General features: G+C 71.8%; 23 protein-coding genes. 5 read left to right on the top strand and 18 right to left on the bottom strand.

The annotated features are described in order from the left end of the window. Positions 1-67: 67 nt before the first annotated feature. Both AIIKEEIJ_RS12410 and AIIKEEIJ_RS12405 read right to left on the bottom strand, forming a co-directional pair. Positions 68-973, bottom strand: a complete 906-nt coding sequence (locus tag AIIKEEIJ_RS12410) for a hypothetical protein (RefSeq protein ID WP_029543207.1) — start codon at positions 971-973, stop codon at positions 68-70. Between the two features lie 147 nt (positions 974-1,120). Beyond that, positions 1,121-3,478 (bottom strand): Tex-like N-terminal domain-containing protein, encoded by a 2,358-nt coding sequence (locus tag AIIKEEIJ_RS12405; protein ID WP_161995761.1) that lies wholly within the window; start codon positions 3,476-3,478, stop codon positions 1,121-1,123. Positions 3,479-3,594: 116 nt separating this feature from the next. Between AIIKEEIJ_RS12405 and AIIKEEIJ_RS12400 the strand changes: the two genes are divergently transcribed. After that, a complete protein-coding gene (locus tag AIIKEEIJ_RS12400; protein ID WP_161995760.1) occupies positions 3,595-4,551 on the top strand; it encodes a hypothetical protein in 957 nt (318 codons plus the stop codon). Positions 4,552-4,561: 10 nt separating this feature from the next. Here the strand turns inward: AIIKEEIJ_RS12400 and trmD are convergent, their stop codons facing one another. The 16 genes from trmD to AIIKEEIJ_RS12320 form a co-directional block, all read right to left on the bottom strand. After that, complete coding sequence (gene trmD / locus AIIKEEIJ_RS12395) at positions 4,562-5,263, bottom strand: tRNA (guanosine(37)-N1)-methyltransferase TrmD (RefSeq protein WP_006933695.1); 702 nt, start codon at positions 5,261-5,263, stop codon at positions 4,562-4,564. A gap of 6 nt (positions 5,264-5,269) precedes the next feature. Continuing rightward, the gene (rimM, locus tag AIIKEEIJ_RS12390; protein ID WP_161995759.1) at positions 5,270-5,827 is read right to left on the bottom strand and encodes a ribosome maturation factor RimM; all 558 of its coding nucleotides are present in this window, start codon (positions 5,825-5,827) and stop codon (positions 5,270-5,272) included. 10 nt (positions 5,828-5,837) lie between these two features. Next, the gene (locus tag AIIKEEIJ_RS12385) at positions 5,838-6,080 is read right to left on the bottom strand and encodes an RNA-binding protein (protein ID WP_006933693.1); all 243 of its coding nucleotides are present in this window, start codon (positions 6,078-6,080) and stop codon (positions 5,838-5,840) included. Then, complete coding sequence (rpsP, locus tag AIIKEEIJ_RS12380) at positions 6,080-6,520, bottom strand: 30S ribosomal protein S16 (protein ID WP_006933690.1); 441 nt, start codon at positions 6,518-6,520, stop codon at positions 6,080-6,082. Before rpsP ends, AIIKEEIJ_RS12385 begins: the two co-directional genes overlap by 1 nt. A 176-nt stretch (positions 6,521-6,696) precedes the next feature. Continuing rightward, positions 6,697-7,443 carry a CPBP family glutamic-type intramembrane protease gene (locus AIIKEEIJ_RS12375; RefSeq protein WP_161995758.1) on the bottom strand — a complete coding sequence of 249 codons (747 nt, stop codon included), beginning with the start codon at positions 7,441-7,443 and terminating at the stop codon, positions 6,697-6,699. Continuing rightward, positions 7,440-8,534, bottom strand: coding sequence for an amidohydrolase family protein (locus tag AIIKEEIJ_RS12370; RefSeq protein WP_006933685.1), 1,095 nt, complete (start codon positions 8,532-8,534; stop codon positions 7,440-7,442). The genes AIIKEEIJ_RS12375 and AIIKEEIJ_RS12370 overlap by 4 nt, the downstream gene beginning before the upstream one ends. 6 nt (positions 8,535-8,540) lie before the next feature. Further along, positions 8,541-10,121 (bottom strand): signal recognition particle protein, encoded by a 1,581-nt coding sequence (gene ffh, locus AIIKEEIJ_RS12365; RefSeq protein WP_006933683.1) that lies wholly within the window; start codon positions 10,119-10,121, stop codon positions 8,541-8,543. A gap of 102 nt (positions 10,122-10,223) precedes the next feature. Continuing rightward, the gene (locus tag AIIKEEIJ_RS12360; RefSeq protein ID WP_006933681.1) at positions 10,224-12,737 is read right to left on the bottom strand and encodes a [protein-PII] uridylyltransferase; all 2,514 of its coding nucleotides are present in this window, start codon (positions 12,735-12,737) and stop codon (positions 10,224-10,226) included. Further along, a complete protein-coding gene (locus tag AIIKEEIJ_RS12355; RefSeq protein WP_006933679.1) occupies positions 12,727-13,065 on the bottom strand; it encodes a P-II family nitrogen regulator in 339 nt (112 codons plus the stop codon). The genes AIIKEEIJ_RS12360 and AIIKEEIJ_RS12355 overlap by 11 nt, the downstream gene beginning before the upstream one ends. 43 nt (positions 13,066-13,108) lie before the next feature. Continuing rightward, positions 13,109-14,416 (bottom strand): ammonium transporter, encoded by a 1,308-nt coding sequence (locus AIIKEEIJ_RS12350; RefSeq protein ID WP_029543203.1) that lies wholly within the window; start codon positions 14,414-14,416, stop codon positions 13,109-13,111. A gap of 471 nt (positions 14,417-14,887) precedes the next feature. Next, on the bottom strand, positions 14,888-16,471 hold the full coding sequence (gene ftsY / locus AIIKEEIJ_RS12345) for a signal recognition particle-docking protein FtsY (RefSeq protein WP_161995757.1): 1,584 nt from the start codon (positions 16,469-16,471) through the stop codon (positions 14,888-14,890). Beyond that, a complete protein-coding gene (gene smc, locus AIIKEEIJ_RS12340; protein ID WP_161995756.1) occupies positions 16,468-20,103 on the bottom strand; it encodes a chromosome segregation protein SMC in 3,636 nt (1,211 codons plus the stop codon). Before smc ends, ftsY begins: the two co-directional genes overlap by 4 nt. Positions 20,104-20,128: 25 nt before the next feature. Further along, entirely contained in the window at positions 20,129-20,419 is a 291-nt protein-coding gene (locus tag AIIKEEIJ_RS12335; RefSeq protein ID WP_006933673.1) for an acylphosphatase, read from the bottom strand. Then, the gene (locus AIIKEEIJ_RS12330) at positions 20,416-21,342 is read right to left on the bottom strand and encodes an SMP-30/gluconolactonase/LRE family protein (protein WP_029543201.1); all 927 of its coding nucleotides are present in this window, start codon (positions 21,340-21,342) and stop codon (positions 20,416-20,418) included. Before AIIKEEIJ_RS12330 ends, AIIKEEIJ_RS12335 begins: the two co-directional genes overlap by 4 nt. 26 nt (positions 21,343-21,368) lie before the next feature. Next, complete coding sequence (locus AIIKEEIJ_RS12325) at positions 21,369-21,806, bottom strand: OsmC family protein (protein WP_006933666.1); 438 nt, start codon at positions 21,804-21,806, stop codon at positions 21,369-21,371. 19 nt (positions 21,807-21,825) lie between these two features. After that, positions 21,826-22,773, bottom strand: coding sequence for a LysR substrate-binding domain-containing protein (locus AIIKEEIJ_RS12320; protein WP_043800032.1), 948 nt, complete (start codon positions 22,771-22,773; stop codon positions 21,826-21,828). A gap of 114 nt (positions 22,774-22,887) precedes the next feature. Here AIIKEEIJ_RS12320 and pcaH point away from each other — a divergent pair, with 114 nt between their 5' ends. The 4 genes from pcaH (at position 22,888) to AIIKEEIJ_RS12300 (ending at position 26,419) form a co-directional block, all read left to right on the top strand. Then, complete coding sequence (pcaH, locus tag AIIKEEIJ_RS12315) at positions 22,888-23,640, top strand: protocatechuate 3,4-dioxygenase subunit beta (protein WP_161995755.1); 753 nt, start codon at positions 22,888-22,890, stop codon at positions 23,638-23,640. Next, positions 23,637-24,302 carry a protocatechuate 3,4-dioxygenase subunit alpha gene (pcaG, locus tag AIIKEEIJ_RS12310; RefSeq protein WP_006933660.1) on the top strand — a complete coding sequence of 222 codons (666 nt, stop codon included), beginning with the start codon at positions 23,637-23,639 and terminating at the stop codon, positions 24,300-24,302. The genes pcaH and pcaG overlap by 4 nt, the downstream gene beginning before the upstream one ends. Before the next feature lie 108 nt (positions 24,303-24,410). Next, positions 24,411-25,649, top strand: a complete 1,239-nt coding sequence (locus tag AIIKEEIJ_RS12305) for a cation:proton antiporter domain-containing protein (RefSeq protein WP_161995769.1) — start codon at positions 24,411-24,413, stop codon at positions 25,647-25,649. Between the two features lie 65 nt (positions 25,650-25,714). Then, positions 25,715-26,419, top strand: coding sequence for a TetR/AcrR family transcriptional regulator (locus AIIKEEIJ_RS12300; RefSeq protein ID WP_029543194.1), 705 nt, complete (start codon positions 25,715-25,717; stop codon positions 26,417-26,419). The last annotated feature ends 14 nt before the right edge of the window (positions 26,420-26,433 follow it).

Below are 26,433 nucleotides of genomic sequence, written 5' to 3'. Positions count from 1 at the left end.
GTTCGCATGAGCAGAGGAACCGAGCGGCATCCGCCGGAAGGCGGTGCTCGACTGGTTCGTGCCCAGGTCAGGTATGCGTGCCCGAGCCGGGCAACCCGTCAATTGTGCCAGACGGTGCCGGGGTGGCGGAAATCGGCGGGGGCGCGGCGTGCACCGTGCGGGCCAGTTCGGCTTCGGCGGCGACGCGGGAGTGCTCGACGGCCCCGTGCACGGTGTCCATCGTCGGTTTGCCCGCGACGAGGTCCTGCACGAAGATCTTCGCCCGGATCACCGGGCGCCGATAGCGCCTCTCGCGTTCGATCGCGCGGCGCATCTTGCGGACCTTGCCGCTGTAGCGCCACCGCGCCCAGGGGGCGCCGGGCCGCGACAGGCGCACCGCGCCGATCACCAGGAGCGGGAAGACGAACAGGCCGATCAGGCCCGTCCAGATCTTGCCCTTGGCCAGCACGACCGCCGCGAGGGCGAGATTTGCGAGCGCGGAGAGGGCGATCAGCGTGCGGGTGACCCACGACGGGTCCTCCCGGAAGTTGGTGACGTCGGCGAACTCGAGGGGCTGCAGGCCGAGCAACACCAGGCCGGTGACGGCGATCGCGACGAAGACCGCATCCACCGAGACGCGTCCCTCCTGCTCCCAGTACACGTCGTTGAGATAGAAGATCAGGGCGAACTCGTCGAGCACGAGCGCGGTCCCGATGCCGAAGAGCGTGGCCAGGGCCGCTCCGGTGGTCTGCGTACCGTCCTCGTAGACCGCGATCAGGGACCCGCCCGCGATCACCATGGTGACCACGCCGAACACCACGTGGTGCACGTGGTGCCCGCCGGGGGTGACATTGCCGGGCCACCAGCGCACCTGGGCGCGGATCATGCGGACGCTGAATCGGATGAAGAGGAACGCGAGGAGGAATCCGAGCAGGAAGAACAGCAGCGGCAGCCGCCCGCGCTCGATGATCTCGCGCTGCAACCACTCGGTCACCGCAGTCACCGCGCAATCGCCCTCGGAACGCCGTCGACGAGGCGGAGCGGGTCCTTCGGCGCGCGGCCGGTCGTCACCGTGGGCTGCATGCTCCCGAGGATGTCAGGAACCGGGCCGCGCCGGTAGTCGGCGCGGCCCGGGGCGCATCTACTTGCCGAATCCGGCACGCCGCAGCGCGTCCGCCATCGATCCGGCGGCGGGCGCGGCGTCCTGGCGACGGTCCCCGCGGCGGCCGCCCTGCCCCTGCCGCTGTCCGCCCTGCCGCTTCCCACCCTGCCGCTGGCCGCCGGGCCGGCGCCCGCCGCGGTCCTGCGGACCGCCCGGGTCGGCACCGCCGGCGGGGGCACCGGGGGCGGGGATCTCGTCGTCGAGGCGCAGCGTCAGGCTGATCCGCTGCCGGGGCACGTCCACGTCGAGCACCTTGACCTTGACCACCTCGCCGGACTTGACGACGTCGTGCGGGTCCTGGACGAAGCTGCGGGACATCGCGGACACGTGCACGAGGCCGTCCTGATGCACCCCGACGTCGACGAACGCGCCGAACGCCGCGACGTTGGTGACCACACCCTCGAGCACCATGCCGGGCTTCAGGTCTGCGACCTTCTCCACGCCGGCGGCGAACGTCGCGGTCTTGAACTCCGGGCGCGGGTCGCGGCCCGGCTTCTCGAGCTCGGCGATGATGTCGGTGACGGTGGGCAGGCCGAAGCGGTCGTCGACGAACTCCGCCGGCCGCAGCCGGCGCAGCACCGCGGTGTTGCCGATGAGCTCGCGCACGTCGCCGCCGTTCCGTTCGACGATGCGCCGCACCACCGGGTACGCCTCGGGGTGCACGCTCGAGGTGTCGAGCGGGTCGTCGCCGTTGAGAATCCGCAGGAAGCCGGCGCACTGCTCGAACGCCTTCGGACCGAGGCGCGGCACGTCCGTGAGGGCTTTGCGGGTGCGGAACGGGCCGTGCTGGTCTCGATGGGCGACGATGCTCTCCGCGAGGGACGAGGCGATGCCCGACACCCGGGCGAGCAACGGCACCGAGGCGGTGTTGACGTCCACGCCGACGGCGTTCACCGCGTCCTCGACGACCGCACCGAGGGAGCGGGCGAGCATCGTCTCGGACACGTCGTGCTGGTACTGGCCGACGCCGATGGACTTGGGATCGATCTTGACGAGCTCGGCGAGCGGGTCCTGCAGGCGCCGGGCGATGGACACCGCACCGCGGATCGACACGTCGAGATCCGGCAGTTCCTTCGACGCGTACGCCGACGCCGAGTACACGGACGCGCCGGCCTCGGACACCACGATCTTGGTGAGATTCGTGGCACCGGACTTGGCGATCAACTCGGTGGCGAGGGCATCGGTTTCGCGGGAGGCGGTGCCGTTCCCGATCGCGATCAGTTCCACCCCGTGCTGCGCGACGAGCCGCGCGAGGGTGGCCAGGGCCTGGTCCCACTTGTTGTGCGGCTGGTGCGGGTAGATCGTGTCGTGCGCGACGACCTTACCGGTGGCGTCGACGACGGCGACCTTGGTGCCGGTGCGGAAGCCGGGGTCGAGTCCCATCGTCGGCCGGGTGCCGGCGGGGGCGGCGAGCAGCAGGTCGCGCAGGTTGGCGGCGAACACGTCGACGGCGTCCTTCTCGGCGGACTGCCGCAGCCGCATACGGGTGTCGAGGGCCAGGGAGACCAGCAGCTTGGTGCGCCACGCCCAGCGGACGGTGTCGAGGAGCCACTTGTCGGCGGGCCGGCCCTCGTCGGCGATGCCGAAGCGGGCGGCTATGCGGCCTTCGAAGTAGGTGCGCTGCCCGGGCTCGGGTTCCTCGGTGTCCGGCTCGAGCGACAGGCTGAGTACCTCCTCCTTCTCGCCGCGCAGCACCGCGAGGATGCGGTGCGAGGGCAGGTCGGTGAAGGGCTCGGAGAAGTCGAAGTAGTCGGCGAACTTGGCGCCCTCGGTTTCCTTGCCGGGACGCACGGTGGACTTCAGCTGTCCGCGGGTCCACATCGCGTCACGCAGTTCGCCGACGAGGTCGGCGTCCTCGGCGAAGCGTTCGACGAGGATGGCGCGGGCGCCGTCGAGCTGTTCGGCGCTGTACTGCGCGGGATCGGTGGTGGGGTCGCCGATCAGGGCGTCTGCGACGGGCTCGTGGCCGGCCTCCCGCGCGATCTGCGCCTTGGTGCGCCGCTTCGGCTTGAACGGCAGGTAGATGTCCTCGAGCCGGGCCTTGGTGTCGGCGAGGAGGATCTGCGTGCGCAGCTCGTCGTCGAGCTTGCCCTGCGACTCGATGGATTCGAGCACCGCGGTGCGGCGCTCGTCGAGCTCACGCAGGTATCGCAGGCGTTCCTCGAGCTGCCGGAGCTGGGCGTCGTCGAGCGCGCCGGTGACCTCCTTGCGGTAGCGCGCGATGAACGGCACCGTTGCGCCGCCGTCGAGCAGGTCGACCGCCGCGGCGACCTGACCTTCCCGGACGTCGAGTTCCTCGGCGATGCGCTGATTCACGGTCTTGAGAGCGGTCGTCACAGCGGTCGACCCTACCGTTATCCTTCCTCCGCCCTCGGTGACGCGCGTGGGCGCGCCCGTCTCCGAGGTGGACGGTGGGGCGAGCTCGCCGGACAATCGACTACAGGAGCGTGGGAATGTCCCGGGTGCGCGGCGGCCGCTGGGCGGTGCTGGCGCTGTCGTTGCTGACGGCGGCGACGGTGGGTGCGTGCGGCCCGGAGCCGGTCGTGTCGCCGGTCGCCCTGCCATCCGCCGCCGTCGAGTCCCCGGGCCCGCTGGAACCGTTCGGTTCGCTGCCCGACCGGATGACGGCCGCGGCGGCGACCGCCGCCGGACGCGGCGCCGACGTGACGATCGCCGCGCTCGATCGTCGGACCGGGCGCCGAGTCGTCGGGGGCGTCGACGCGCCGATCGAGACCGCGTCGGTGGCCAAGCTGTTCATCGCCGACGACCTGCTGTACCGGGCGGCGACCGGCGAGTTGCCGCTCGGCGGCAGTGACTACGACCGGATCACCGCGATGCTCGAGTCGTCGGACGACTCGGCGGCGAACGACCTGTGGTTCCGGCACGGCGACTCGGAGATCGTCGAGCGCACCGCCGCACGGCACGCGTTCACCGGCACCGTCGCGCCCGCGGACGGGCTGTGGTGGAACACCGTCACCACCGCGTCGGACCTGCTCACCTGGTACGCGGACCTGCTCGACGGCACGGGCGGGCTGGACGAGTGGGGCCGCGCGACGATCGTCGGGCACCTGCGGGCCGCCGCTCCGGTCGGCGCCGACGGGTACGACCAGCATTTCGGGTTGCCGGACGGGCTGGTCGACACGACGGGACTCGGCGTGAAGCAGGGCTGGATGTGCTGCCTCGACGGGCGCTGGATCCACCTGTCCACGGGGTTCGTCGGCGAGGACGAGCGGTATGTGCTGGTGGTGCTCGCCCGCGAGCTCGTGCATTACGACGACGGCGACGACCGGTGGGCCGATCTGCCGGACACGGCGCTGTTCGACGTGACCGGGGATGCGAGTGCGCAGCACGCGCGGGACACGGTCACCGAGGTGGTCCGCACGGTGTTCGGCGGCGTCGGCGCGCACTGACCGTGACCGGTCAGTCGGCGAGCAGGTCGGGTCGGCGTTCGCGGGTGCGCTCGAGCGCCCGCTCCCGGCGCCATGCGGCGACCTTGGCGTGGTCCCCGGACAGCAGCACCGGCGGCACCTCGAGGCCGCGCCAGCTGACGGGGCGGGTGTAACTGGGGCCCTCGAGGAGGCCGTCGGAGAAGGAGTCCTCCTGGTGGGACTGCTGATTGCCGAGAACGCCGGGCAGCAGTCGCACGACGGCCTCGGTCATGACGAGGACGGCGACCTCGCCGCCGATGAGGACGTAGTCGCCGATGCTGACCTCTTCGACCCGGACCCGGCGGGCGGCGTCGTCGAAGACGCGCTGGTCGATGCCCTCGTAGCGGCCGCAGGCGAACACGATGCGCTTCTCGCCGGCCCAGCGCTGCGCGGTGGCCTGGTCGAACGGCACGCCGGCCGGGGTGGGGACGACGAGCAGCACGTCTGGGTCGGGTTCGCCGTCGGGGCCGGCGAGCACGTCGTCGAGGGCGGGCCCCCACACCGTGGGCTTCATGACCATGCCCGGTCCCCCGCCGTACGGGGAGTCGTCGACGGCCTTGTGCACGTCGTGGGTCCAGTCCCGCAGGTTGTGGATCCCGACGGAGACGAGGCCCTTGTCGATGGCCTTGCCGAGCAGCGCGACGCGCAGCGGCTCGAGGTATTCGGGGAAGATGGTGACGACGTCGAATCGCACGGGAGGTTATGTCTCCGAGCCGAAGTCGGGGTCGAGCAGACCCTCCGGCGGGTCGATCTCGATGACGCCGCCCGCGAGCGACACCGTCGGCACGATCGCGGTGACGAACGGGATCAGCAGTTCGCGCCGTTCGTCGCCGGCCGGGCGGACGGCGAGCAGTTCGCCGGCGGCGGTGTGCAGCACCTCGCGAACGGTACCGATCTCGGTGCCGGCGTCGGGCCGGCCCGCGACGATGCGTACGGCCAGGCCCTCGAGCTCGTGGTCGTAGAACTCGTCCGGGTCGTCGGACGGCGGCAGGTCGGAGCTGTCGACGAGGAACAGGGTGCCGCGCAGGGCGTCGGCGGCGCTGCGGTCGGCGATCCCCCGCAGGCGCAGCAGAAGCCGCCCGGAGTGTTCCCGGGCGGCTTCCACCGTGTACGTCTGCAGGGTCTGCTCGCGGGGCTTGCGGCCGTGCAGCACGGCGCCGACGGCGAAGCGCTCCTCGGGTTCGTCGGTGCGAACCTCGACGACCACCTCACCCTTGATGCCGTGCGACTTGGCGACACGGCCCACCACGAGCTCCACCGCGGCGCGCCTACTGGTCGGTGTCGACGACGTCGACGCGGATCCCACGGCCCCCGATGCCGGAGACGAGGGTCCGCAGGGCGGTCGCGGTGCGGCCGCCGCGGCCGATGACCTTGCCGAGATCGTCGGGGTGCACGTGCACCTCGACGGTGCGCCCCCGACGGCCCGTGATCAGCTCGACGCGCACGTCGTCGGGGTTGGCGACGATCCCACGGACGAGATGCTCGACGGCATCGGCGACAACGGTGCTCATTACTCGGCAGCCTCGGTGGACACGGAGGACTCCTCCGCGGTGTCTTCCTTGGCGGCCTTCTTCTTCTTGGGCGTGACGGCCTCGGCAGCCGGCGCGTTCTCGGCCTGCGCGAGGGCGGCCTGGAACAGCTCGAGCTTCGACGGCTTCGGCTCGGCCTTGCGCAGGGTGCCCTCGGTGCCGGGGAGACCCTTGTACTTCTGCCAGTCGCCGGTGATCTTGAGGAGGTTCTCGACCGGCTCGGTCGGCTGCGCACCGACGCCGAGCCAGTACTGGGCCCGCTCCGAGTCGATCTCGATCAGCGAGGGCTCTTCCTTCGGGTGGTACTTGCCGATGGTCTCGATGGCGCGGCCGTTGCGGCGGGTGCGCGAGTCGGCAACCACGATGCGGTACTGCGGGTTGCGGATCTTGCCGAGACGGGTGAGCTTGATCTTGACAGCCACTGCTGTGAATCTCCTTCAGCGCATGCAAAATACGCCTGTCACGTGCAATTCGGACGACGTGCCCTTCTGGCACGCCCGGTTTTGCCTCTATCCTGTGACCGCCGCGCGGTACGTAACCGGATGCGACGACAGCGATCCATTCTGCCAGATCCGCTCGCCGGGACGAAAACGGGAGGTCAGAGCAGAAACAGCAGGCTCAGCGCGGGCAGGGTGTTGTTGAGCGAGTGCGCCACCCAGGAGGAGAACACCGACCCGCCGCGCAGCCTCGCGAACCCCATCGCCGCTCCGCCCCACAACAGAACCGGCAGCCGCCACCACTCCTGATGCCACATGGCGAACACGACGGTGGTGATCGTCAGGACGCCGATCGGGCGTCCCCACCATCGCTCGGGCCGGCGTTCGAGCGCCCCCCAGAGCATGCCGCGGAACATCAGCTCCTCGCCGAGCGGGGCGCCGAACCACACCCAGGCCACGAGCAGCAGTTTCCACACCGTGGGCAACCCGACCAGGGCGGTGAGCGGGGAATCGGCGGCGTCGATGCCGAGGGCGACGACGAGGATCGCTGCCAGGATCAGCGCGCCGAGCAGAGCGATTCCCCCACCGAGCAGACCGATTCCGAGCTGGTTGCGGAACTCGGGCCACGACCGCGGCAGTCCGAAGTCTGCGACGGGTCCGCAGCCACGCCACACGCTGAACGCCACGGCCGCCGCCCCCGCGAGCAGGGTGGGGGCCATGATGGCGAGCACGTATGTCTCGGCGACGAAGCCCTCCCCGGCCAGGACCGGTCCCAGCGTGAAGCCGGCGAGGTTCACGGCCAGCACCACCAGCGCGGCCGGGAGGCCCCACCGGTGCGCGGAGGGCGAGGGCGCGGGCCGGGGCGGGGCCGCAGCGGTCTCCGGGTCGGGTGGCTCGGGGACGGTCATGCGAAGGCGGCGCGGCGGGTGACGACGGCACCCCGGAGCATCACCAGGCCCGGCCGGGCCAGCACGTCCGGCCCGGTCCGCGGATCCAGCTCGTACACCGTCAGGTCGGCGGGGGCGCCCGGCTCGAGGCTCGGATGCCCCAGCCAGGCCCGGGCCGTCCAGCTGGCGGCGCCGAGCGCCTCGGTCGGGGTCAGCCCCACCTTGCCGAGGGCGGCGACCTCGTCGGCGATGCGACCGTGCCGCACCGAGCCGCCGGCATCGGTGCCGGCGTAGATCGGGATCCCGGCGTCGTGGGCGGCGCCGACGGTGTCCGCGACACGGGCGTGCAGGTCCCGCATGTGCGCCGCGTAGACCGGGAACCGGGTGGCCGAGTCGGCGATCTCGGGAAAGTTCTCGATGTTGACCAGGGTCGGCACGAGGACCGTGCCCTGCGCGGCCATGGTGGCGATCGTGTCGTCCGTCAGCCCGGTGCCGTGTTCGAGGCAGTCGATGCCGGCGGCGAGCAGGCCGGGCAGCGCGTCCTCCCCGAACACATGGGCGGTCACGCGCGCTCCCGCGCGGTGGGCCGCGGCGATCGCCTCGACGAGGATCCCGTCCGACCACAGCGGCGCGAGATCGCCGGTGCCGCGGTCGATCCAGTCGCCGATGAGCTTGACCCAGCCGTCCCCCGCGCGGGCCTGGCGAACCACCTCGTCCGGAAGCTGCGATTCGTCTTCGAGGTCGACGGGCAGCCCGCGGATGTAGCGCTTGGGGGCGGCGATGTGCCGTCCCGCGCGCACGATCCGCGGCAGGTCGGCCCGCTCGTCGAGGTGCCGGGTGTCGACCGGGGATCCCGCGTCGCGCAGCAGCAGCACCCCGGCGTCGCGCTCGGTGACGGCCTGCGCGATCAGCCCGTCCGCGTCCTCCGCGCCGCCGCCGAAGCGGATCCCGACGTGGCAGTGGGCGTCGACGAGACCGGGCAGGATCCAGCCGTCGGCGGTGAGCAGCTCGGCCCCGGGGATCGGCTCGGCGGCGAACGTGCCGTCGTCGCCGATCCACAGCTCGATCGGTTCGCCGTCCGGCAGGGACCGTCCGCGCAGGGTGAACGCCACGGCGGACTACTTCTTCGGCAACTTCAGCTGCGAGAGGTCGAAGTTCTCGAGGCCGGGGGGCAGCTCGTCGAGGCCCTTCGGCATCTTCGACAGGTCCGGGAACCCGGCGGGCATCCCGCCCATGCCGGGCATGCCGGCGGGCATGCCACCGGGGAATCCGCCCTTGATCTTCGGCGGGGTCGGCCCGCGGCCGCCCTTCTTGCCCTTCTTGCCCTTCTTCGCGCGCTGCGGCTTGCGGGATCCGGGCATGCCCATGCGCCCGGCCATCGCGGCCATCATCTTGCGGGCTTCGAAGAACCGGTCGACGAGCTGGTTGACGTCGGAGACCTTGACGCCGGAGCCGTTGGCGATGCGCAGCCGCCGGGAGGCGTTGATGATCTTCGGGTTGGCGCGTTCCGCCGGCGTCATGCCGCGGATGATCGCCTGGATCCGGTCGAGCTGCTTCTCGTCGACGTTCGCGAGGGCGTCCTTCATCTGTCCCGCACCCGGCAGCATGCCGAGCAGGTTCGCGATCGGGCCCATCTTCCGCACGGCCATCATCTGCTCGAGGAAGTCCTCGAGGGTGAGTTCACCGGAACCGATCTTCGCGGCGGTGGCCTCGGCCTGCTCGGCGTCGAAGACCTGCTCGGCCTGCTCGATGAGGGTGAGCACGTCGCCCATGCCGAGGATGCGGCTGGCCATGCGCTCGGGGTGGAAGACGTCGAAGTCCTCGAGCTTCTCACCGGTCGACGCGAACAGGATCGGCTGACCGGTCAGCTCGCGGACGCTGAGCGCGGCACCGCCGCGGGCGTCGCCGTCGAGCTTGGTGAGCACCACGCCGGTGAAGCCGACACCGGCGCGGAACGCCTCGGCGGTGCTCACGGCGTCCTGGCCGATCATCGCGTCGAGCACGAACAGCGTCTCGTCGGGCTGCACGGCGTCGCGGATGCCGGCGGCCTGGGCCATCAGCTCCTCGTCGATGCCGAGGCGGCCGGCGGTGTCGACGATGACCACGTCGTAGTGCTTGGCGCGGGCCTCGGCGACGCCGTCGCGGGCGACGTTCACCGGGTCGGCGGCGGTGATGCCGAGCGGGTTCTCGCCGCCGCCGATGGAGGTGCCGGGGTGCGGGGCGAACACGGACGCACCGGCGCGTTCACCGACGATCTGCAGCTGGGTGACCGCGCCGGGCCGCTGCAGGTCACAGGCGACCAGCAGCGGGGTGTGGCCCTGGTCCTTGAGCCACTTGGCGAGCTTGCCGGCGAGGGTGGTCTTACCGGAGCCCTGCAGGCCGGCGAGCATGATCACCGTGGGCGGGGTCTTGGCGAACTGCAGCCGCCGGGTCTCGCCGCCGAGGATCCCGACGAGCTCCTCGTTGACGATCTTGACGACCTGCTGGGCGGGGTTCAGCGCGCCGTGTACCTCGGCGCCCTTGGCTCGTTCCTTGATCTTGGCGATGAACGAGCGCACCACGGGCAGGGCGACGTCGGCCTCGAGCAGCGCCAGGCGGATCTCCCGGGCGGTCGCGTCGATGTCGGCGTCGGAGAGGCGCCCCTTGCCGCGCAGGTCCTTGAGGGCTCCGGTCAACCTGTCGGAAAGGGATTCGAACACCGAATGCGCTCCTGGGTCTGGCGAAGATGCGGACAGTTCTGCGCTCCAGGGTAGCCGCTCGCGGCACGAGTTCTCGCACGTGCACGAGCGGCCGCCCCGCCCTCAGCCCTTGTCCTCGGGTTTCTTCGGCTCTGGAGCGGGCACCACGGCGAGCACCGCCCGCTCGACCCGCTCCCGGTTCTCCCGGGTGTCGGAACCTCCCAGATCGATGCAGAATGCGTCCACGACGGTGCGGCCGAGGGTGGAAACCCGGGCCCAGCGCACGTCGGTGCCGCACCGTTCGAACGCGTCCGCGAGCCGGCACAGCATGCCCAGCCGGTCCTCGGCGCGCAGCTCGAGGATCGCCTGCCCCGGATCCGGGGCGTCGATCCAGATCAGGTGCGGCGGCGCCTGCGCGTAGGTGCCCGGCACGGCCCGCTCCGGGCGTTCGGGCAGCTGCGCCTCCCTCGCCGCCTGCTCCTTCGCGTCGAGCGTGGCGAGCAGGTCGAGGTCCCCGGCGCGGGCCCGGATGAGTTCCTGCCGCAGCAGACCCGCCGGCGGCGGGGCCCCGAACAGCGGCGCGACGGCGAAGCTGTTGACGGCACTACCGGCGTGGCTGCCCACCGAGGCGGACAGCACGCGCAGGCCGTGCAGGGCCAGCACCCCGGCGGCGTCGGACAGCAGGCCCGGCTCGTCGGGCGCGACCACCGTCACCGTGTAGGCGTGCGGGTTCTCGCCGGGTTGGAGCTCGACGTGGATGCCGCCCTGTTCCGCCTGCTCGGCGAGCTGGGGGTCGATCGGGTCCGGTCTCGGCAGCTCCTCCCCCGCCATCACCAGCCGGCAGCGCCGGACCAGCTCCCGGATGAGCGCCGCCTTCCAGTCGCCCCACACCCCCGGGCCCGTCGCGAGCGAGTCCGCCTCGGCGAGGGCGTGCAGCAGCTCGAGCAGCACCGGGTCGCCGTCGATGGCCTCGACGACGGACTCCACCGTGGCGGGGTCGTCGAGGTCACGGCGGGTCGCGGTGTGCGGAAGCAGCAGATGGTGGCGGACCAGCGCGGACAGCACGGCGACGTCGGACGGCCACAGGCCCATCCGGCGGCCGATCTGGGTGGCGAGTTCCGCGCCGACGACGCTGTGGTCGCCGCCGCGACCCTTGCCGATGTCGTGCAGCAACGCCCCGAGCACCAGCAGGTCGGGGCGTGCGACGCGGGTGGTCAGCCCGCCGGCGTACACCGCGGTCTCCACCAGGTGCCGGTCCACCGTCCAGGTGTGCACGGCATCGCGCGGGGGCAGATCCCGCACCGCCCCCCATTCGGGGAGCAGCCGGCCCCACAGTCCCGTCCGGTCGAGCGCCTCGATCGGGTCGATCGCGCGGGTTCCCGAGCCGAGCAGCACGAGCAGGTCGTTCAGCGCGGTGCGCGGCCACGGTTCCCGCAGTTCGGGGGCGCTGTCGGCCAGGCGGCCGAGGGTGGACGCGGAGATCGGCAGATCGTGCTGCGCTGCGGCCGCGGCGACCCGCGTGATCAGGCCGGGGTCCTTGCGCGGGTGCGCGTCGCGGGCCAGCGTCACTTCGCCGCCGTGTTCCACCACACCCTCGTCGAGCGGGCGCCGGACGGGGACGCGGCGCAGCCGGGACAGGCCCTTGCGGGGCAGCGAGTTTCCTGCCGTGCGTACCCCGACCTCCACCGAGTAGCTCACGGTCCGGGCCGCCTCGGTCAGCACGCGGGCCAGGTCGAACCGGTCCCCGATGCGCAGGGCGGCGCCGATCTCGTCGGCATCCTGGGCGCGCAGCTGGTCGCGGGCCCGGCCGGCGACGCGGTGCAGCTCGGTGCGAACGTCCAGCAGGCGGCGGTGCGCGGCCGCGAGCCCGCCGCCGGGAACGTCGGGCCCGAGCCCGGGCATGCCGTCGGTGAGCTGCGCGACGGACAGTGCGTTGAGCAGTTGCACGTCCCGCAGCCCGCCGCGGCCGCTCTTGAGGTCGGGTTCGGCCCGGTGCGCGATCTGCCCGCTGCGTTCCCACCGGGCCTCGGTCAGGGCGATGAGCTCCTCGAACCGGCTGCGGATGCCGGTGCGCCACTGCCGCCGCACGCCGCCGATCAGCAGATTGCTCAATTCGAGGTCGCCGGCGATGTGCCGGGCTTCGAGCAGGCCGAGCGCGGCGGTCAGGTCGGACGCGGCGACCTGCAGGGCCTGCGGGACGGTCCGGACGCTGTGGTCGAGCTTGATGTGCGCGTCCCACAGCGGATACCAGAGCCGGTCGGCGACCCGGGACACGACAGCGGGGTCCATGTCGTCGTGCAGCAGGACCAGATCCAGGTCGGAGTAGGGGAGCATCTCGCGGCGGCCGAGGCCGCCGACGGCGACGATGGCGAAGCCGCAGTCGGGCTTGATTCCGAGTTCGGTTCCCTTGGTGACGAGCCAGAACTCGTGGAGATCGACGAGGGCGTGGCGGAGGGCGGGGGCGTCGAGCCGGCGGTTGCGGGTGCCGCCGGCGAGCAACTGGGTACGAGCCCGGGCGAGGTCGGTGGCGGCGGTGCCGGATCCGGCCGGCCCCGGAGACACCGGCGGCCCCGATCCCGCCGCGGAGGCAGCGGGACCAGGGCCGCGAGTTCCGGACCCCTTCGGGTCAGAGTGCATCGGCGCCTCGTTCACCGGTGCGCACTCGGACGACCGTTTCGACCGGGGTGACCCACACCTTGCCGTCGCCGATCTTGCCGGTGCGGGAGGCCTCGACGATGGTCTCGACCACCTTGTCGACGGCGGCGTCGTCGACGACGACCTCGACGCGGACCTTGGGAACGAAGTCGACGGAGTACTCGGCTCCGCGGTAGACCTCGGTGTGGCCCTTCTGGCGACCGTATCCCTGCACCTCGCTGACGGTCATGCCAAGCACACCCGCCTGCTCGAGGCCTGCCTTGACGTCCTCGAGGGTGAACGGCTTGACAATTGCCGTGATCAGCTTCATATCCTCATCCCTTCCCAGTCTCCAGTGCCCTGATGTCTTCTTATCACTTGAGGGCGGCGGCGAAGTCGTATGCCGACTCCGCATGCTCGGCCTCGTCGATGCCGCGTGCCTCTTCCTCCTCCGACACCCGCCAGCCGAGCGGCTTGAGCGCGAAGGCGACGATCGCGGTGATGATGCCGGTGTAGACCAGGGCGAAGACTGCGATGACGATCTGGATCACGAGCTGCTTGTAGTCGCCGCCGTAGAACAGGCCCGTCTCGGTGCCGAGGAACCCGATCGCGATGGTGCCCCACAGGCCCGCGACGAGGTGCACGCCGACGACGTCGAGCGAGTCGTCGTAGCCGAACTTGTATTTCAGGCCGACCGCCAGGGCGGACAGGACGCCGGCGATCGCGCCGAGCACGATCGAACCGACCGGGCTGAGCGCACCGGCGGCCGGAGTGATGGCGACGAGGCCGGCGACGGCACCCGAGGCGGCACCGAGGCTGGTGCCCTTGCCGTCGCGGATGCGCTCGGTGAGGAGCCAGCCGAGGATCGCGGCGGCCGCGGCGGTGGTGGTGTTGACCCAGGCCAGGCCGGCCACACCGTCGGCGGCGAACGCGGAACCGGCGTTGAAGCCGAACCAGCCGAACCACAGCAGGGCGGCACCGAGCATGACGAACGGCAGGTTGTGCGGACGGAAGGCGGTGCGGCCGAAGCCCGCGCGCTTGCCGATGATCAGCGCCAGGACGAGCGCGGCAATGCCGGCGTTGATGTGCACGACGGTGCCGCCGGCGAAGTCGATGGGCGCCACGGTCGCGACGAGCCCGCCTTCTCCGTCGTCGGAGGTGCCGAAGATCTTGGCGGCGAGGCCGTCCGCGGAGCCGGAGAGCAGGCCGCCGCCCCACACCATGTGGGCGAGGGGGAAGTACGCGAGGGTGACCCAGATTCCGGAGAAGGCCAGCCAGGTGCCGAACTTCACGCGTTCGGAGAGGGCACCGCTGATGAGAGCGGTGGTGATGACCGCGAACGTGACCTGGAAGCCGATGTCGATGATCTGCGGGTAGTCGCCGAGGCCGGGCAGGAACTCACCGGCGTCGTCGTAGATGGCACCCTGCAGACCGAACATCTGGAACGGGTTGGCGAAGATGCCCCCGATGTCCTCGGTGCCGTAGGACATCGACCAGCCCCACAGCACGTAGATCACCGCGATGACCGCCATTGCCCCGAAGGACATCATCATCATGTTCAGGACGGCCTTGGTGCGCGACATGCCGCCGTAGAAGAACGCCAGACCGGGCGTCATCAACAGCACCAGGGACGCCGATATCAGCATCCATGCCGCGTCGCCGGTGTTCACCACTTCCTCCACTGCAACCTCCCTGTTGGCCGCGCCGGTCAGCGCGTCGTCGAGAGAAGAATGCTGTGGTGATGTTTCGGCCGGAGCGCCGCGCTGTTTCGGCGGAGTGAACGCAAATCGGACATGTGTTTCGTTCCTGTTTCGCGGCGCATCCACCGGCGCCGGCGGCCGAACCGGGTCCCTCGCACGGCGTTTCGCGGCGGTGCTCCCGCGAGCCGGGAGGGGGTGGATCGGGACGGATCGCGACCCGAGCCGGGACGGACCCGGCGGGGCCGGGTGGCCAGCGCGGCGAGCTCCCGCAGGAGCCTCTCGTCGCTGCTTCCCCGTCGCCACCCGCCCCGCGGGATCCGTCCGGCACCTGTTTCTACCGAACCGGAGTGGCAGATGGGAACCGAGTGACGATTTGTGACCTTTCCGTGACCAAAACCGGCCACCCGGTCGGAGGCCGGGTGGCCGGTGGTGAGCTGGCGGTGGTGCGGTGGATCAGCCCAGCAGGGCGTCGACGAATGCGCCCGGCTCGAACGGCGCGAGGTCGTCCGCGCCCTCACCGAGACCGACGAGTTTCACGGGGACCCCGAGCTCGTGCTGGACCTGGAAGACGATCCCGCCCTTGGCCGTGCCGTCGAGCTTGGTCAGCACCACGCCGGTGATGTCCACGACCTCGGCGAACACGCGCGCCTGCATCAGGCCGTTCTGCCCGATCGTCGCGTCGAGCACGAGCAGCACCTCGTCGACCGCGGCCTTCTTCTCCACGACCCGCTTGACCTTGCCGAGCTCGTCCATCAGACCGGTCTTGGTGTGCAGCCGGCCGGCGGTGTCGATGAGCACGGCGTCCACACCCTGATCGGTGCCCCTGGCGACGGCGTCGAAGGCGATCGCGGCCGGGTCGCCTCCCTCCTTGCCGCGCACGACCTCGGCGCCGACCCGCTCGGCCCACGTCTGCAACTGGTCGGCGGCGGCCGCACGGAAGGTGTCGGCAGCGCCCAGCAGGACGCGGCGGCCGTCGGCGACGAGGACCCGGGCGAGCTTGCCGGTGGTGGTGGTCTTACCGGTGCCGTTGACCCCGACGACGAGCAGCACCGCCGGGTGATCCTGGTGCGGCAGCGCCCTGATCGACCGGTCCAGCTCCGGGTGCAGCGCCTCGACCAGCACGTCCCGCAGGACGGCCCTGGCCTCGGCCTCGGTGCGCACACTGCGGGCGGCCATCTGCACCCGCAGCCGCTCGACGATCTGAGTGGTGGTGGCGGCACCGAGGTCGGCGATCAGCAGGGTGTCCTCGATCTCCTCCCACGAGTCCTCGTCGAGGTCGCCGCCGCCGAGCAGGCCGAGCAGGCTCTTGCCCACCGCCGACTGCGACCGGGCAAGTCGGCCGCGCAACCGGTCCAGCCGGCCCTCGGTCGGGGCGATCTCCTCGATCGGGGGAACGAGCGGGACCGCCGCAACCTCGGGCTCGACGGTCGGCGGCGGGGCCACCTCGGGTTCGACGGCGGGTGCCGGCGGAGCTTCCTCGACCGGCGGGACGACCTCGACCGGCGCAACTTCCTCGACCGGCGCAACTTCCTCGACCGGCGGGACGACCTCGGACGGCGCCGGGGCGGTCTCCGGCTCGACGCCCGGGACGGGCTCGACCCTGGGGGCCGGTTCCACGGTGGGGGCGGCGCCGGCCTCCGGGGCCCGCTCGGGCTCCACCCGGGGTTCGACCGTCGGCGCCGGAGCCTCCGACACCTCCTGGGGCAGTGACACGACCTTCGGTTCCGGCACCACCGTCGATTCCGGAGCGACCGGCGGTTTGGGGGACGCGGGCGGTTCCGGGACCACCGGCGGTCTCGGAACCGGCCGCTCGACCGGCTGGGGCGGCGCGGTCGCGGTCGCCCCCTGGGTGAAGCTGAAGCCGCCCGCGGCCTTGTAACCGCCGGAACGATCCTTCTGCTCGGCGGTGCCGAGCTGCGGCGTCTGCTCGGCCGTCAGCGACACCCGCCGTCTCCGGTACAGGGTCAGGCCGACGACGAGCGCGACGAGGAGGACGGCAAGTGCCGCCGCGATGGCTATCCAGGCTCCGGTACTCACGCCCCCATACTGTCAGGCGCAACGGCCGCGCTCAGCTCTGGGCGAGAAAGATCCTGACCACGCATCCGCTGCGAGATGACGCGGGTGATGCCGTCGCCGCGCATGCTGACCCCGTACAGGGCGTCGGCGATCTCCATCGTCGGCTTCTGGTGGGTGATGACGATGAGCTGGGACTTCTCCCGAAGCTGCTCGAACAGCCCGATGAGCCGGCGCAGGTTGGTGTCGTCGAGAGCGGCCTCCACCTCGTCCATGACGTAGAACGGGGACGGCCGGGCCCGGAAGATGGCGACGAGCATGGCCACCGCCGTCAGCGACTTCTCACCGCCGGAGAGCAGCGACAGCCGCTTGACCTTCTTGCCCGGCGGCCGGGCCTCGACCTCGATGCCGGTGGTGAGCATGTCCGACGGATCGGTCAGCACGAGGCGGCCTTCGCCGCCGGGGAAGAGCTTGGCGAACACCTGCTCGAACTCGCGCTCGACGTCCGCGTACGCCTCGGTGAACACCTGCAGGATGCGGGCGTCGACGTCGGCGACCACGCCGAGCAGGTCCTTGCGGGCGTTCTTGACGTCCTCGAGCTGCGTGGCGAGGAAGTTGTACCTCTCCTCGAGCGCGGCGAACTCCTCGAGCGCCAGCGGGTTGACCTTGCCGAGGGTCGTCAGGTCCTTCTCCGCGCGCTTGGCGCGCCGCTCCTGGGTGGCGCGGTCGTACGGCTGCGGCTGCGGCGCGACGACCTGTTCTCCGCGTTCCCGCGCCTGTTCGAACTCGGCGATCTCGAGGTCGGACGGTGGCAGCGGCACCTCGGGGCCGTACTCGGCGACCAGATCGTCGGGCGCGATGGCGTACTGCTCGACGACGGCCTGCTCGAGCTGTTCGATCCGCAGCGCGGCCTGCGCGCGGGCGACCTCGTCCCGGTGCACCGCGTCGGTGAGCTGGGCCCGCTGCGCGGAGAGGTCGCGCACCCGCTCCTTGACCTTGTCGAGCTGTTCGGCCCGCTCGGCGCGCTGACGGGTCAGCTCGTCCCGGTGGGCGGAGGCCGCGGCGACCACCTCGTCCAGGTGGGCCGCGACCCGGGCGCCGGACTCGGCCACGGCCGCGGCGACGGCCGCGGCCTGCTTGCGGGCGCGCTGTGCCCGTTCGGCCCGGGCCCGCGCCTCGCGCTCGGCCTGGGCTGCGCGGCGCAGCGAGTCCGCCTTGCCGCGCAGCGCCTGGGCGCGCTCCTCCGCGGTGCGGGCCGCGAGCCTCGCCTCCATCTCGACGGCCCGGACCTCGGCGAGGGCAGCGGCGGCGACCTCTCGGTCGACTGCCGTCGAGTCGGTGCCCGGATCGGCGCCCGCGTCGCTCTGTTCCTGTTCGGCCAGTCGCAGCCGCTCCTCGAGCTCGACGACCTCGCGGCGGGCCGTGTCACGCTCCGTCTCGGCGTTGGTGCGCTGCGCCGCGAGGCGCTCGGACTCGGCGTGGGCGGCGCGCGCGGCCTGCCCGAGCCGGCCGAGCTGCTCGTACACCGCGGACATCGCGGCGTCGGATTCGTTGAGGGCCGCGAGGGTCTGTTCGGCCACCTCGGCGCGGGCCGCCTGTTCGGCCAGGGCGCCGGCGAGAGCCGCCGAGAGTTCCTCGGAGCGCCGGACCGCGCGGTCGAGGTCGGCGCGGGACGCGTCGATCGCGGCCTGGACCTCGAGGGTGCTCGGCGCGCGCCCGGATCCACCGACGACCCAGCCCGAGCCGGCGAGGTCACCGCTCCGGGTCACTGCCCGCAGTTCGGGGCGCACGTGGCACAGTTCGATCGCGGAGCGCAGGTCGTCCACGACGACGGTGCGCGCCAGCAGCGCGTCGAGTCCGCCGCGCAGTTCCGGCGGGCAGTCGATCACGTCCCGCACCCAGCGCGTCCCGTCGGGCAGGCTCGCCGGCTCGGCCGGCGCGGTGGTGCCCCCGGCGACGAACGCGACCCGGCCCCGGTCGGCGTCCACCAGCGCGGCGACGGCCGCGGCGGCCGCCGGGACCGAATCTGCGGCCAGCGCGTCCGCGGCCGGGCCCATCGCCGCTGCGACGGCGACCTCGTAGCCGGCCTCGACCCGGACGCGTTCCGCGAGGGGACCCGACAATCCCAGGTCGGGGCGGTGCTCGAGAAGCCAGGCGGCGCCGTCCTTGCGTTCGAGACCCATCGCCAGCGCCTCGATGCGCGCCCCGAGGGAGGCGACCTCCTTGCCGGCCGCGCGCTCGGCGTCCTGCAGTTCCTTCAGGCGGGCGTCGGCGAGTCGCAGCGCCTCGAGGGCGCGTTCGTGCTGTGCGTCGGCGTCGATCTCGCCGGCGTCGAGGTCGTCGATGCGGGCCTGGGCCGTCTCGAACTCGGCCTGGGCGGCGACACCGCGCAGCCGGGCCTCTTCGATGGCGACGGTCAGCCGGGCCACCTCCGCGTCGATGGACTCGGCGCGGGTGCGCACGGTGTCGACCTGTCCGGCCAGGCGCGCGAGTCCCTCCCGCCGGTCGGCGACGGCCCGCACTGCGGCCAGGTGCGCCCGCTCGGCGGCCGCGGCGGCCTCCTCCTGGACGGCGAGCTGCTCCTTCGCGGCCTCGAGGGTGCCGTGGGCAACCTCGACGGCCTCGAGGAGTTCGGCCTCCTCTTCGGCGATGCGGTCGGCGCGGGCCTCCATCTCGTCCGGATCCTGGCCGTCGCGGACCGCCGGGGCGGTGTCGAGGTGGCGGGCGCGTTCCTGGGCGATGCGCACGGTGGCGCCGAGACGTTCGGCGAGCGCGGAGAGCCGGAACCAGGTCTGTGACGCGGCCTCGGCGCCGGGAGTGAGTCGCGCGACCGCCTCCTCGTGGCGTGCGAGTTCGGCGTTGGCGTCGTCGAGCTCGGCGGAGACGTGGTCGAGTCGCTCGCGCAGGACGCGTTCCTGCTCGTCCTGGTCGGCGAACTCGGAGCGCCGGGTCACGAGGTCGTCGGCGGCGAGCCGCAGCCGGGCGTCGCGCAGGTCCGCCTGGATGGTCTGGGCGCGGCGCGCCACCTCGGCCTGGCGGCCGAGCGGCTTGAGCTGCCGGCGCAGCTCGGCGGTGAGGTCGGTCAGGCGCGCGAGGTTGGCCTGCATCGCGTCGAGCTTGCGGACCGCCTTCTCCTTGCGCTTGCGGTGCTTGAGGACTCCGGCGGCTTCCTCGATGAATGCGCGGCGGTCCTCCGGCCGGGACTCGAGGATGGCGGAGAGGCGGCCCTGACCGACGATGACGTGCATCTCGCGGCCGATGCCGGAGTCGGACAGCAGTTCCTGCACGTCCATCAGCCGGCACGAGTTCCCGTTGATCTCGTATTCGCCGGCCCCGTCGCGGAACATCCGCCGGGTGATGGACACCTCGGAGTATTCGATGGGTAGCGCGCCGTCCGAGTTGTCGATGGTGAGGGTGACCTCGGCACGGCCGAGGGGTTGCCGGCCGGCGGTCCCGGCGAAGATGACGTCCTGCATCTTGCCGCCGCGCAGCGCCTTGGCGCCCTGCTCCCCCATCACCCAGGTGAGGGCGTCGACGACGTTGGACTTGCCGGAACCGTTCGGCCCCACGACACACGTGATGCCCGGTTCGAACCGCAGAGTCGTCGCGGACGCGAAAGACTTGAAGCCCTTGAGCGTCAGACCCTTCAAATACATGTGCGAAAACCTTACCGGCGGGCCGTCACCGCTCGACGAAGCCGGTCAGGTCACCGCGCGTCGGCTCCCAGCTCTCCACCACGAGCCGCACCTCTCCCGGGGTCTCGCCCGAGCGCAGCGCGGCGAGGAGTCGTTCGAGGGCGTCGCGGGGGCCCTCGGCGATGACGAGCACGCGCCCGTCGGGATGGTTGGTGGCGTGACCGGCGAGGCCGAGTTCGAGGGCTCGCGACCGCGTCCACCAGCGGAACCCCACACCCTGCACGCGCCCGTGCACCCAGGCGGTGAGCCGGACGGCGTCCGGCGGCGACTGCGTCATGGCTGCTCCCCCGAACTGCGGACCGGACGGACGGCGTGGACGGCGCCGTCGAAGCCGGTGGTGTAGAGGACGTCCGGGTCCCAGCCGGGGCCCTCGCCGAACGCGACCGCGGAGACGAAGGGCACCCCCGTGGCGACCGTGCAGCCGGTGCCGGTGACCGGGTCGACCCGCAGGATCTTCCCGGCGACGTTGAGCGGGACGTACAACGCGCCGTCGGGTCCGACGTCGAGATCGTCGGCGGTCTCGAGGGGCCCGGGCCCGGACGGGTCCAGGGTCCGGACCGGACCGGTGAGGTCGCCGGCGTTCAACGCGTGAATTCGGGTAGTCGGATCGAAAGTCGTAGCCGCATAAACGGTTTCGCCGTCGACCGCGAGTCCGTTGACGGAGCCGAGGTCGGTGCGGATCGTTTCCGGGGCCCCACCCTCGACCGGGACGCGCGTCAGGCCCGGGGGGCTGCCCAGGTTCCGGCTGACGAGGAAGTCCCCGTCGGGCAGGCGGACGAGACCGTTGGGCATGGTCAGACCCGACGCGACGGTGCGCCGCGTCCCGGTGTCGAGGTCGACGGCCTCCAGGGTGCCGTCGGTGCGGCCGAGCAGTCCGGAGACGGTGCCGTTGCCGGTCGTGAAGTACGCCGTGCCGTCGTCGACGACGATGCCGCCGGGCGCCGGGACCTCGGCCACCACGGCGTCGGCCCGTCCCTCGGGCGTGAGCGCCAGCAGCGACCCGCCGCCGGCCGGGGTGGACGCCGAGGCCAGCAGCCGGCCGCGACCGTCGAACGCGAGATTCTCGAGCACGCCGAGCCCGGACGCGACGACATCCACCCGCCACGGCGCGCAGTCCGCCGGAGCGGGCGCGGCCGTCGCCGGAGCCCCGCCCGCCAGGAACCCCACGGCGAGCGCGAGTCCGGCCGCTGTACGAATCATCCGCCCTCCCTGCCGAGATCCACCGCTCACGCGTCCGGAACGATCTTCAGCGTCACCTCGGTGCCGGCCTCGAGCGTACGGCCGACGGTGCACACCTTGTCGACGGATCGCTCGACGAGCGCGACGAGGCGCTGCTGCGCCTCCTCGTCGAGTTCGCTCAGGTCCAGCGCCATCTCCTCGACGAGGTGCGGGTACACCTCGTTCTCCCGGTCCGCGGCGCCGGAGACACGGATCGTGACGTCGTAGGTGTCGCCGAGCCGGCGCGACAGCGGGAAGTCCGAGCTCATCCCCGAACAGGCCGCCAGCGCGATCTTCAACAGCTCGCCGGGGGTGAAGACACCCTCGACGGTCTCCGACCCGATCAGGACCTCGGCACCTCGGGAGCTGCGGCCCGTGTAGCGGCGGGTGCCGGTGCGCTCGACCCACAGTTCGGTCGTCGGCGTGTCGGAAGTCTGTTCAGCCATGCGGGAGATCCTGCCATGATCACCCGACGGCCAGTTCGCGCAGGATCCCGATGAGCTCGTCCGCGACGACGGGGGTGTCCGCGCTGCTGCGGCGCAGCAGTCCGACGGGTTCGGCGGTGCCCGGGGTCGGTACCGGCAGCCGCACGAGCGTGCCGTCGTCGAGGTCGTCCTGCGGCACTCGCTCGGGTGTCAGCCACACCGCGTCGCCGGCGCGCACCAGCCCGCGCGCGACCGAGACGTCGAGGGTCTCGACGCTGCCGGACGGCAGCCGCAGGCCGTGCCGGGCGAGGAAGCCCTCGGTGTGGTGCCGCGGCACGGTTCCGGCGGTGGCGACGACGAGGGGGTGGTTCAGCACCGCCGGCACCGATACCGGACCCCCGGCCAGCGGATGCCCCGGGCGCACGATCAGGGCCAGCGACTCGGCGTACAGCAGTTCGAACGAGAGCCCTTGCATGGTCTCCGGGTCGGCCATCCGGCCGAGGACGAAGTCGAGCTCGCCGGCGCGCACCGCGCCCAGAAGTGCGGTGTTCGGGGCCGTGCGGATCTGCACGCCCACGTGCGGACGCCGGTCCCGCAGCCGGGTGACCGCACCGGGCAGCAGGGTGCTCGCGACGGTGGGCAGGGCGCCGACCCGCACGGGGGCGACGGCCGGCTGCCCGGTCCCGGAGAGGGCGCGGGCGGCGGACGCCAACGCGTCGGTGACCTCGACGGCGTGGCCCAGGAACTCCTCGCCGGCGGGGGTGAGCCGGGCGCCGTGCCGCCCGCGGTCCACCAGGCGCAGGCCGGCCAGGGATTCGAGTTCGTTGAGGGTCTTGGTGACCGCCGGCTGGCTCAGATGCAGCCGGCCGGCGGCCCGGCCGAGGTTGCCCTCCTGGGCGACGGCGACGAAGCACGTGAGGTGGCGCAACCGGATGCGATCCAGGAGCCGCGACGCCCGGTCGACCGGGGGCACGAAACCGCGTTCCATCACTGCAGGTTATGAAATTCGGCCGAAACCGTCAATTTACATGACTCATGCTCACCCATAACGTGGATCACATCCAGTCCGTCGCAGTGCGACAGTCCCCAGGAGTACCGCCTCATGATCATCGCCGCCCCCGGCGCCGCGTCCGGCAAATTCGTCGAACGCGACCACACTCAGCACCCGCCCGCCCTCACCCCCGGATACCGCACGTCGGTGCTGCGCTCCCCGCGCAATGCCCTGATCGCGCCGCGCAACACGCTCTCGGAGACGACCGGGCCGGTCTTCGACCGTCGCGAGCTGGGCGAGAAGGACAACGACCTCATCCTCAACTTCGCCAAGGACGGCCTGCCGATCGGCGAGCGCCTGATCGTGCACGGCTACGTCCGCGACGAGTTCGGCAACCCGGTGAAGGGCGCCCTGGTCGAGGCGTGGCAGGCCAACGCCGGCGGACGCTACCGCCACAAGAAGGACCGCTACCTCGCGCCGATCGACCCGAACTTCGGCGGTTGCGGCCGCATGATCACCGACGACAACGGCTACTACTTCTTCCGCACCATCAAGCCCGGGCCGTACCCGTGGGCCAACAGCACCAACGCCTGGCGGCCCGCCCACATCCACTTCTCGATCCACGGCACCGGCTGGGCGCAGCGCTTGATCACCCAGATGTACTTCGAGGGCGACCCGCTCATCGAGCGCTGCCCCATCGCGAAGACCATCCCGACGCTGGACCAGCTGCGCAGCCTGATCGCGCAGGAGGATCCCGCCAACAACGCCCCCTTCGACGCGCGTACCTACCGCTTCGACCTCACCCTGCGCGGCCGCCGCGCCACCTTCTTCGACAACGCCAACCTCCCCAGAGCCCCCCGATGAGCCTTTCCCCGCACAGCATGATCGAGCGCCGCCCGGAGACCCCCTCGCAGACCGGCGGCCCGTACGTCCACATCGGGCTCGCACCGCAGCAGGCCGGGTTCGACATCTTCGACAACAACTTCGGCAACGTGCTGACCGCCCCGGAGACGAAGGGCGAGCACATCACCCTCGAGGGCCGCGTCTTCGACGGCACCGGCACGCCCGTGCGCGACGTGCTGATCGAGATCTGGCAGGCCAACGCCGCGGGCAGGTACGCCCACCCCGGCGACACCCAGGACGGACACGCCCAGGACAGGGCGATCGATCCGACCTTCCGCGGCTGGGGCCGCACGGGCGGCGACTTCGACACCGGCGTCTACACCTTCGAGACGATCAAACCGGGACCGGTGCCGGCGAACGTCGGCGGGTTCCAGGCCCCGCACATCCTCATGGTGCTGTTCGCACGGGGCATCAACATCGGCCTGCACACCCGGGTCTACTTCGACGACGAGGCCGACGCCAACGCCGCCGACCCCGTACTCGACGGGATCGAGTGGGAGGTCCGCCGCGACACGCTGATCGCGAAGCGCTCCGAACGCGACGGCAAGGTGGTCTACACCTTCGACGTGCGTCTGCAGGACACCCCGGAAGGCGGGATCGAGACCGTGTTCTTCGACATCTGACCGGAACCGGGTGGCGCGGGGGCGCGCGTTTCGGACGACGGTCGCCTGGGCATCCTTGCGCCGACCACGTCGCAGCGAACGAAGGCCACGGCACTGGACACCGCGATCATCTACGTTTCCGCCGGGCTCGCGCTGCTTCTCGCCGTCACCGTGCCGCGGCTGTTCCACAACCGGGCGATCTCGGCACCCATGATCGTGCTGGTGGCCGGCGCGGTGCTGGGGCTGTTGTTCGACAACGCCGAAGCCCTCACTCCCGGCGGGCACCCGGCCGTGGCGGAGTACCTCAGCGAGGTCTGCGTGATCGTCGCGCTCATGGGCGTGGGCCTCGCGATCGACCGTCCCCTCGGGTGGCGGTCGTGGAAGTCCACCCGGCGGCTGCTGCTGATCGCGATGCCCATCGGCATCGTGGCCGTCGCGGTGCTGGGCTGGTGGGCCGCGGCCCTCACCCCCGCGGCCGCGGTACTGCTCGGGGCCGCCCTGGCTCCCACCGATCCCGTGCTGGCGTCCGACGTGCAGGTCGAGGGCCCCACGTCCGGGGAGGGTTCCCACCGCGAAGACGACGAAGTGCGGTTCGCGCTCACCTCCGAGGCCGGCCTCAACGATGCGCTGGCGTTCCCGTTCGTCTACCTCGCGCTGTTCCTGTTCACGAAGGGACCGATCGAGGACTGGATCGTCTCCTGGGTGCTGTGGGAGCTGCTCGGCAAGATCGTCCTGGGCGCCGTGGTGGGAGGACTGGCGGGCCATCTCGTCGGGCGGGCGGTGTTCCACTTCCCCGTCGAGCACGTCCGGCTGGCCGACCGGGGCGAACCGATCGTCGCGCTCGCCGCCACGTTCGCAGTGTACGGAATCGCCGAACTGGTCGGCGGCTACGGCTTCCTGGCCGTGTTCGTGTGTGCCGTGGCCATGCGGCGCATCGAACGCGCACACGAGTACCACGCCGAGATGCACAGCCTGATCGAGCAGCTCGAGCACGTCCTCACGCTGGCGGTCCTGCTCCTGCTGGGGGCGGGCCTCACCACCGGCCTGCTCGCCGAGTTGTCGTGGGGGTCGGTTCTCGTCGGCGCCGCCCTGGTCCTCGTGATCCGGCCGGTGGTCGGCTGGGTCTCGCTCCTGGGCTGTGACGAGATGGATGTCCGCGAACGCCGCGTCACGGCCTTCTTCGGCGTGCGCGGGATCGGCTCCGTCTACTACCTCGCGTACGCGGCGGCGGAGCTCGACATCGCGCAGGAGCAGGAGCTGTGGGCCGCCGTCGCCTTCACCGTCGTCCTCTCCGTCCTCGTGCACGGGGTGAGCGCGACGAGGGTGATGCGCATGCTCGACAACGCCCGCGTGAAGGGTCCGCCGTAGGCGCCTCGGGGCGGGCCTCCTCCCGGCTCTTGCCGACGATTGAACACGCGGTTAATATACTGACCATGCGTTCAACGCCGGGTCGCCTCTCGGCAGCCGATCGCCGGGACCTCACGTCCGCGGCGCGCATCCGGGAGGCCGCAATCCTCCGTTTCGCTCGCGACGGCTTCGACGCGAGCCTGCGGACCATCGCCGCGGACGCGGGGGTGAGCGGGGCGTTGATCGTGCACCATTTCGGGTCCAAGAAGGACCTGCGACGTGCGTGCGACGAGTGGGTCCTGGGACAGATCCGCGATTCCAAGCGGACGACCCTCGCCACCGGCGACTCCGGTCCGTGGCTGGCGCAACTCGGGCGGGCCGAGCAGTACGCCCCGCTCGCCGTCTACGTCGCCCGCACCTTCCAGGCCGGCGGCGAAAGCGCGGCGGAGTTCTTCGATCACCTGGTCGACGACGTGGTCGACTACCTCGCAGAGGGCGAACGCAACGGGCTGATCCGGCCCTCCCGGGACAACCGCGCCCGGGCCCGCCTGCTCACCGGCATGAGCGTGGGGTCGATGCTGCTGCAGATGACCCTGCACCCGGAACTCCTGCGGGGCGGGGACTTCACCGGGTTCTTCCGGCACCTGACCGAGACCGTCACCGCACCGGCCCTCGAGCTGTATTCCGAGGGTCTGCTCACCAGCCGCAAGCTGCTCGACGACTACCTGATGTACGTCCCGGACCCGCCGGCGGGCGCCGGGGGCGGCGAATCCGCCGCTCCCCCTTCCTGATCCGGAACCCGCCT

Source organism: Rhodococcus sp. YH1, assembly GCF_009939605.1.
Classification (GTDB): domain Bacteria; phylum Actinomycetota; class Actinomycetes; order Mycobacteriales; family Mycobacteriaceae; genus Rhodococcus; species Rhodococcus aetherivorans.
This window is presented reverse-complemented; position numbering and strand designations above follow the sequence as displayed.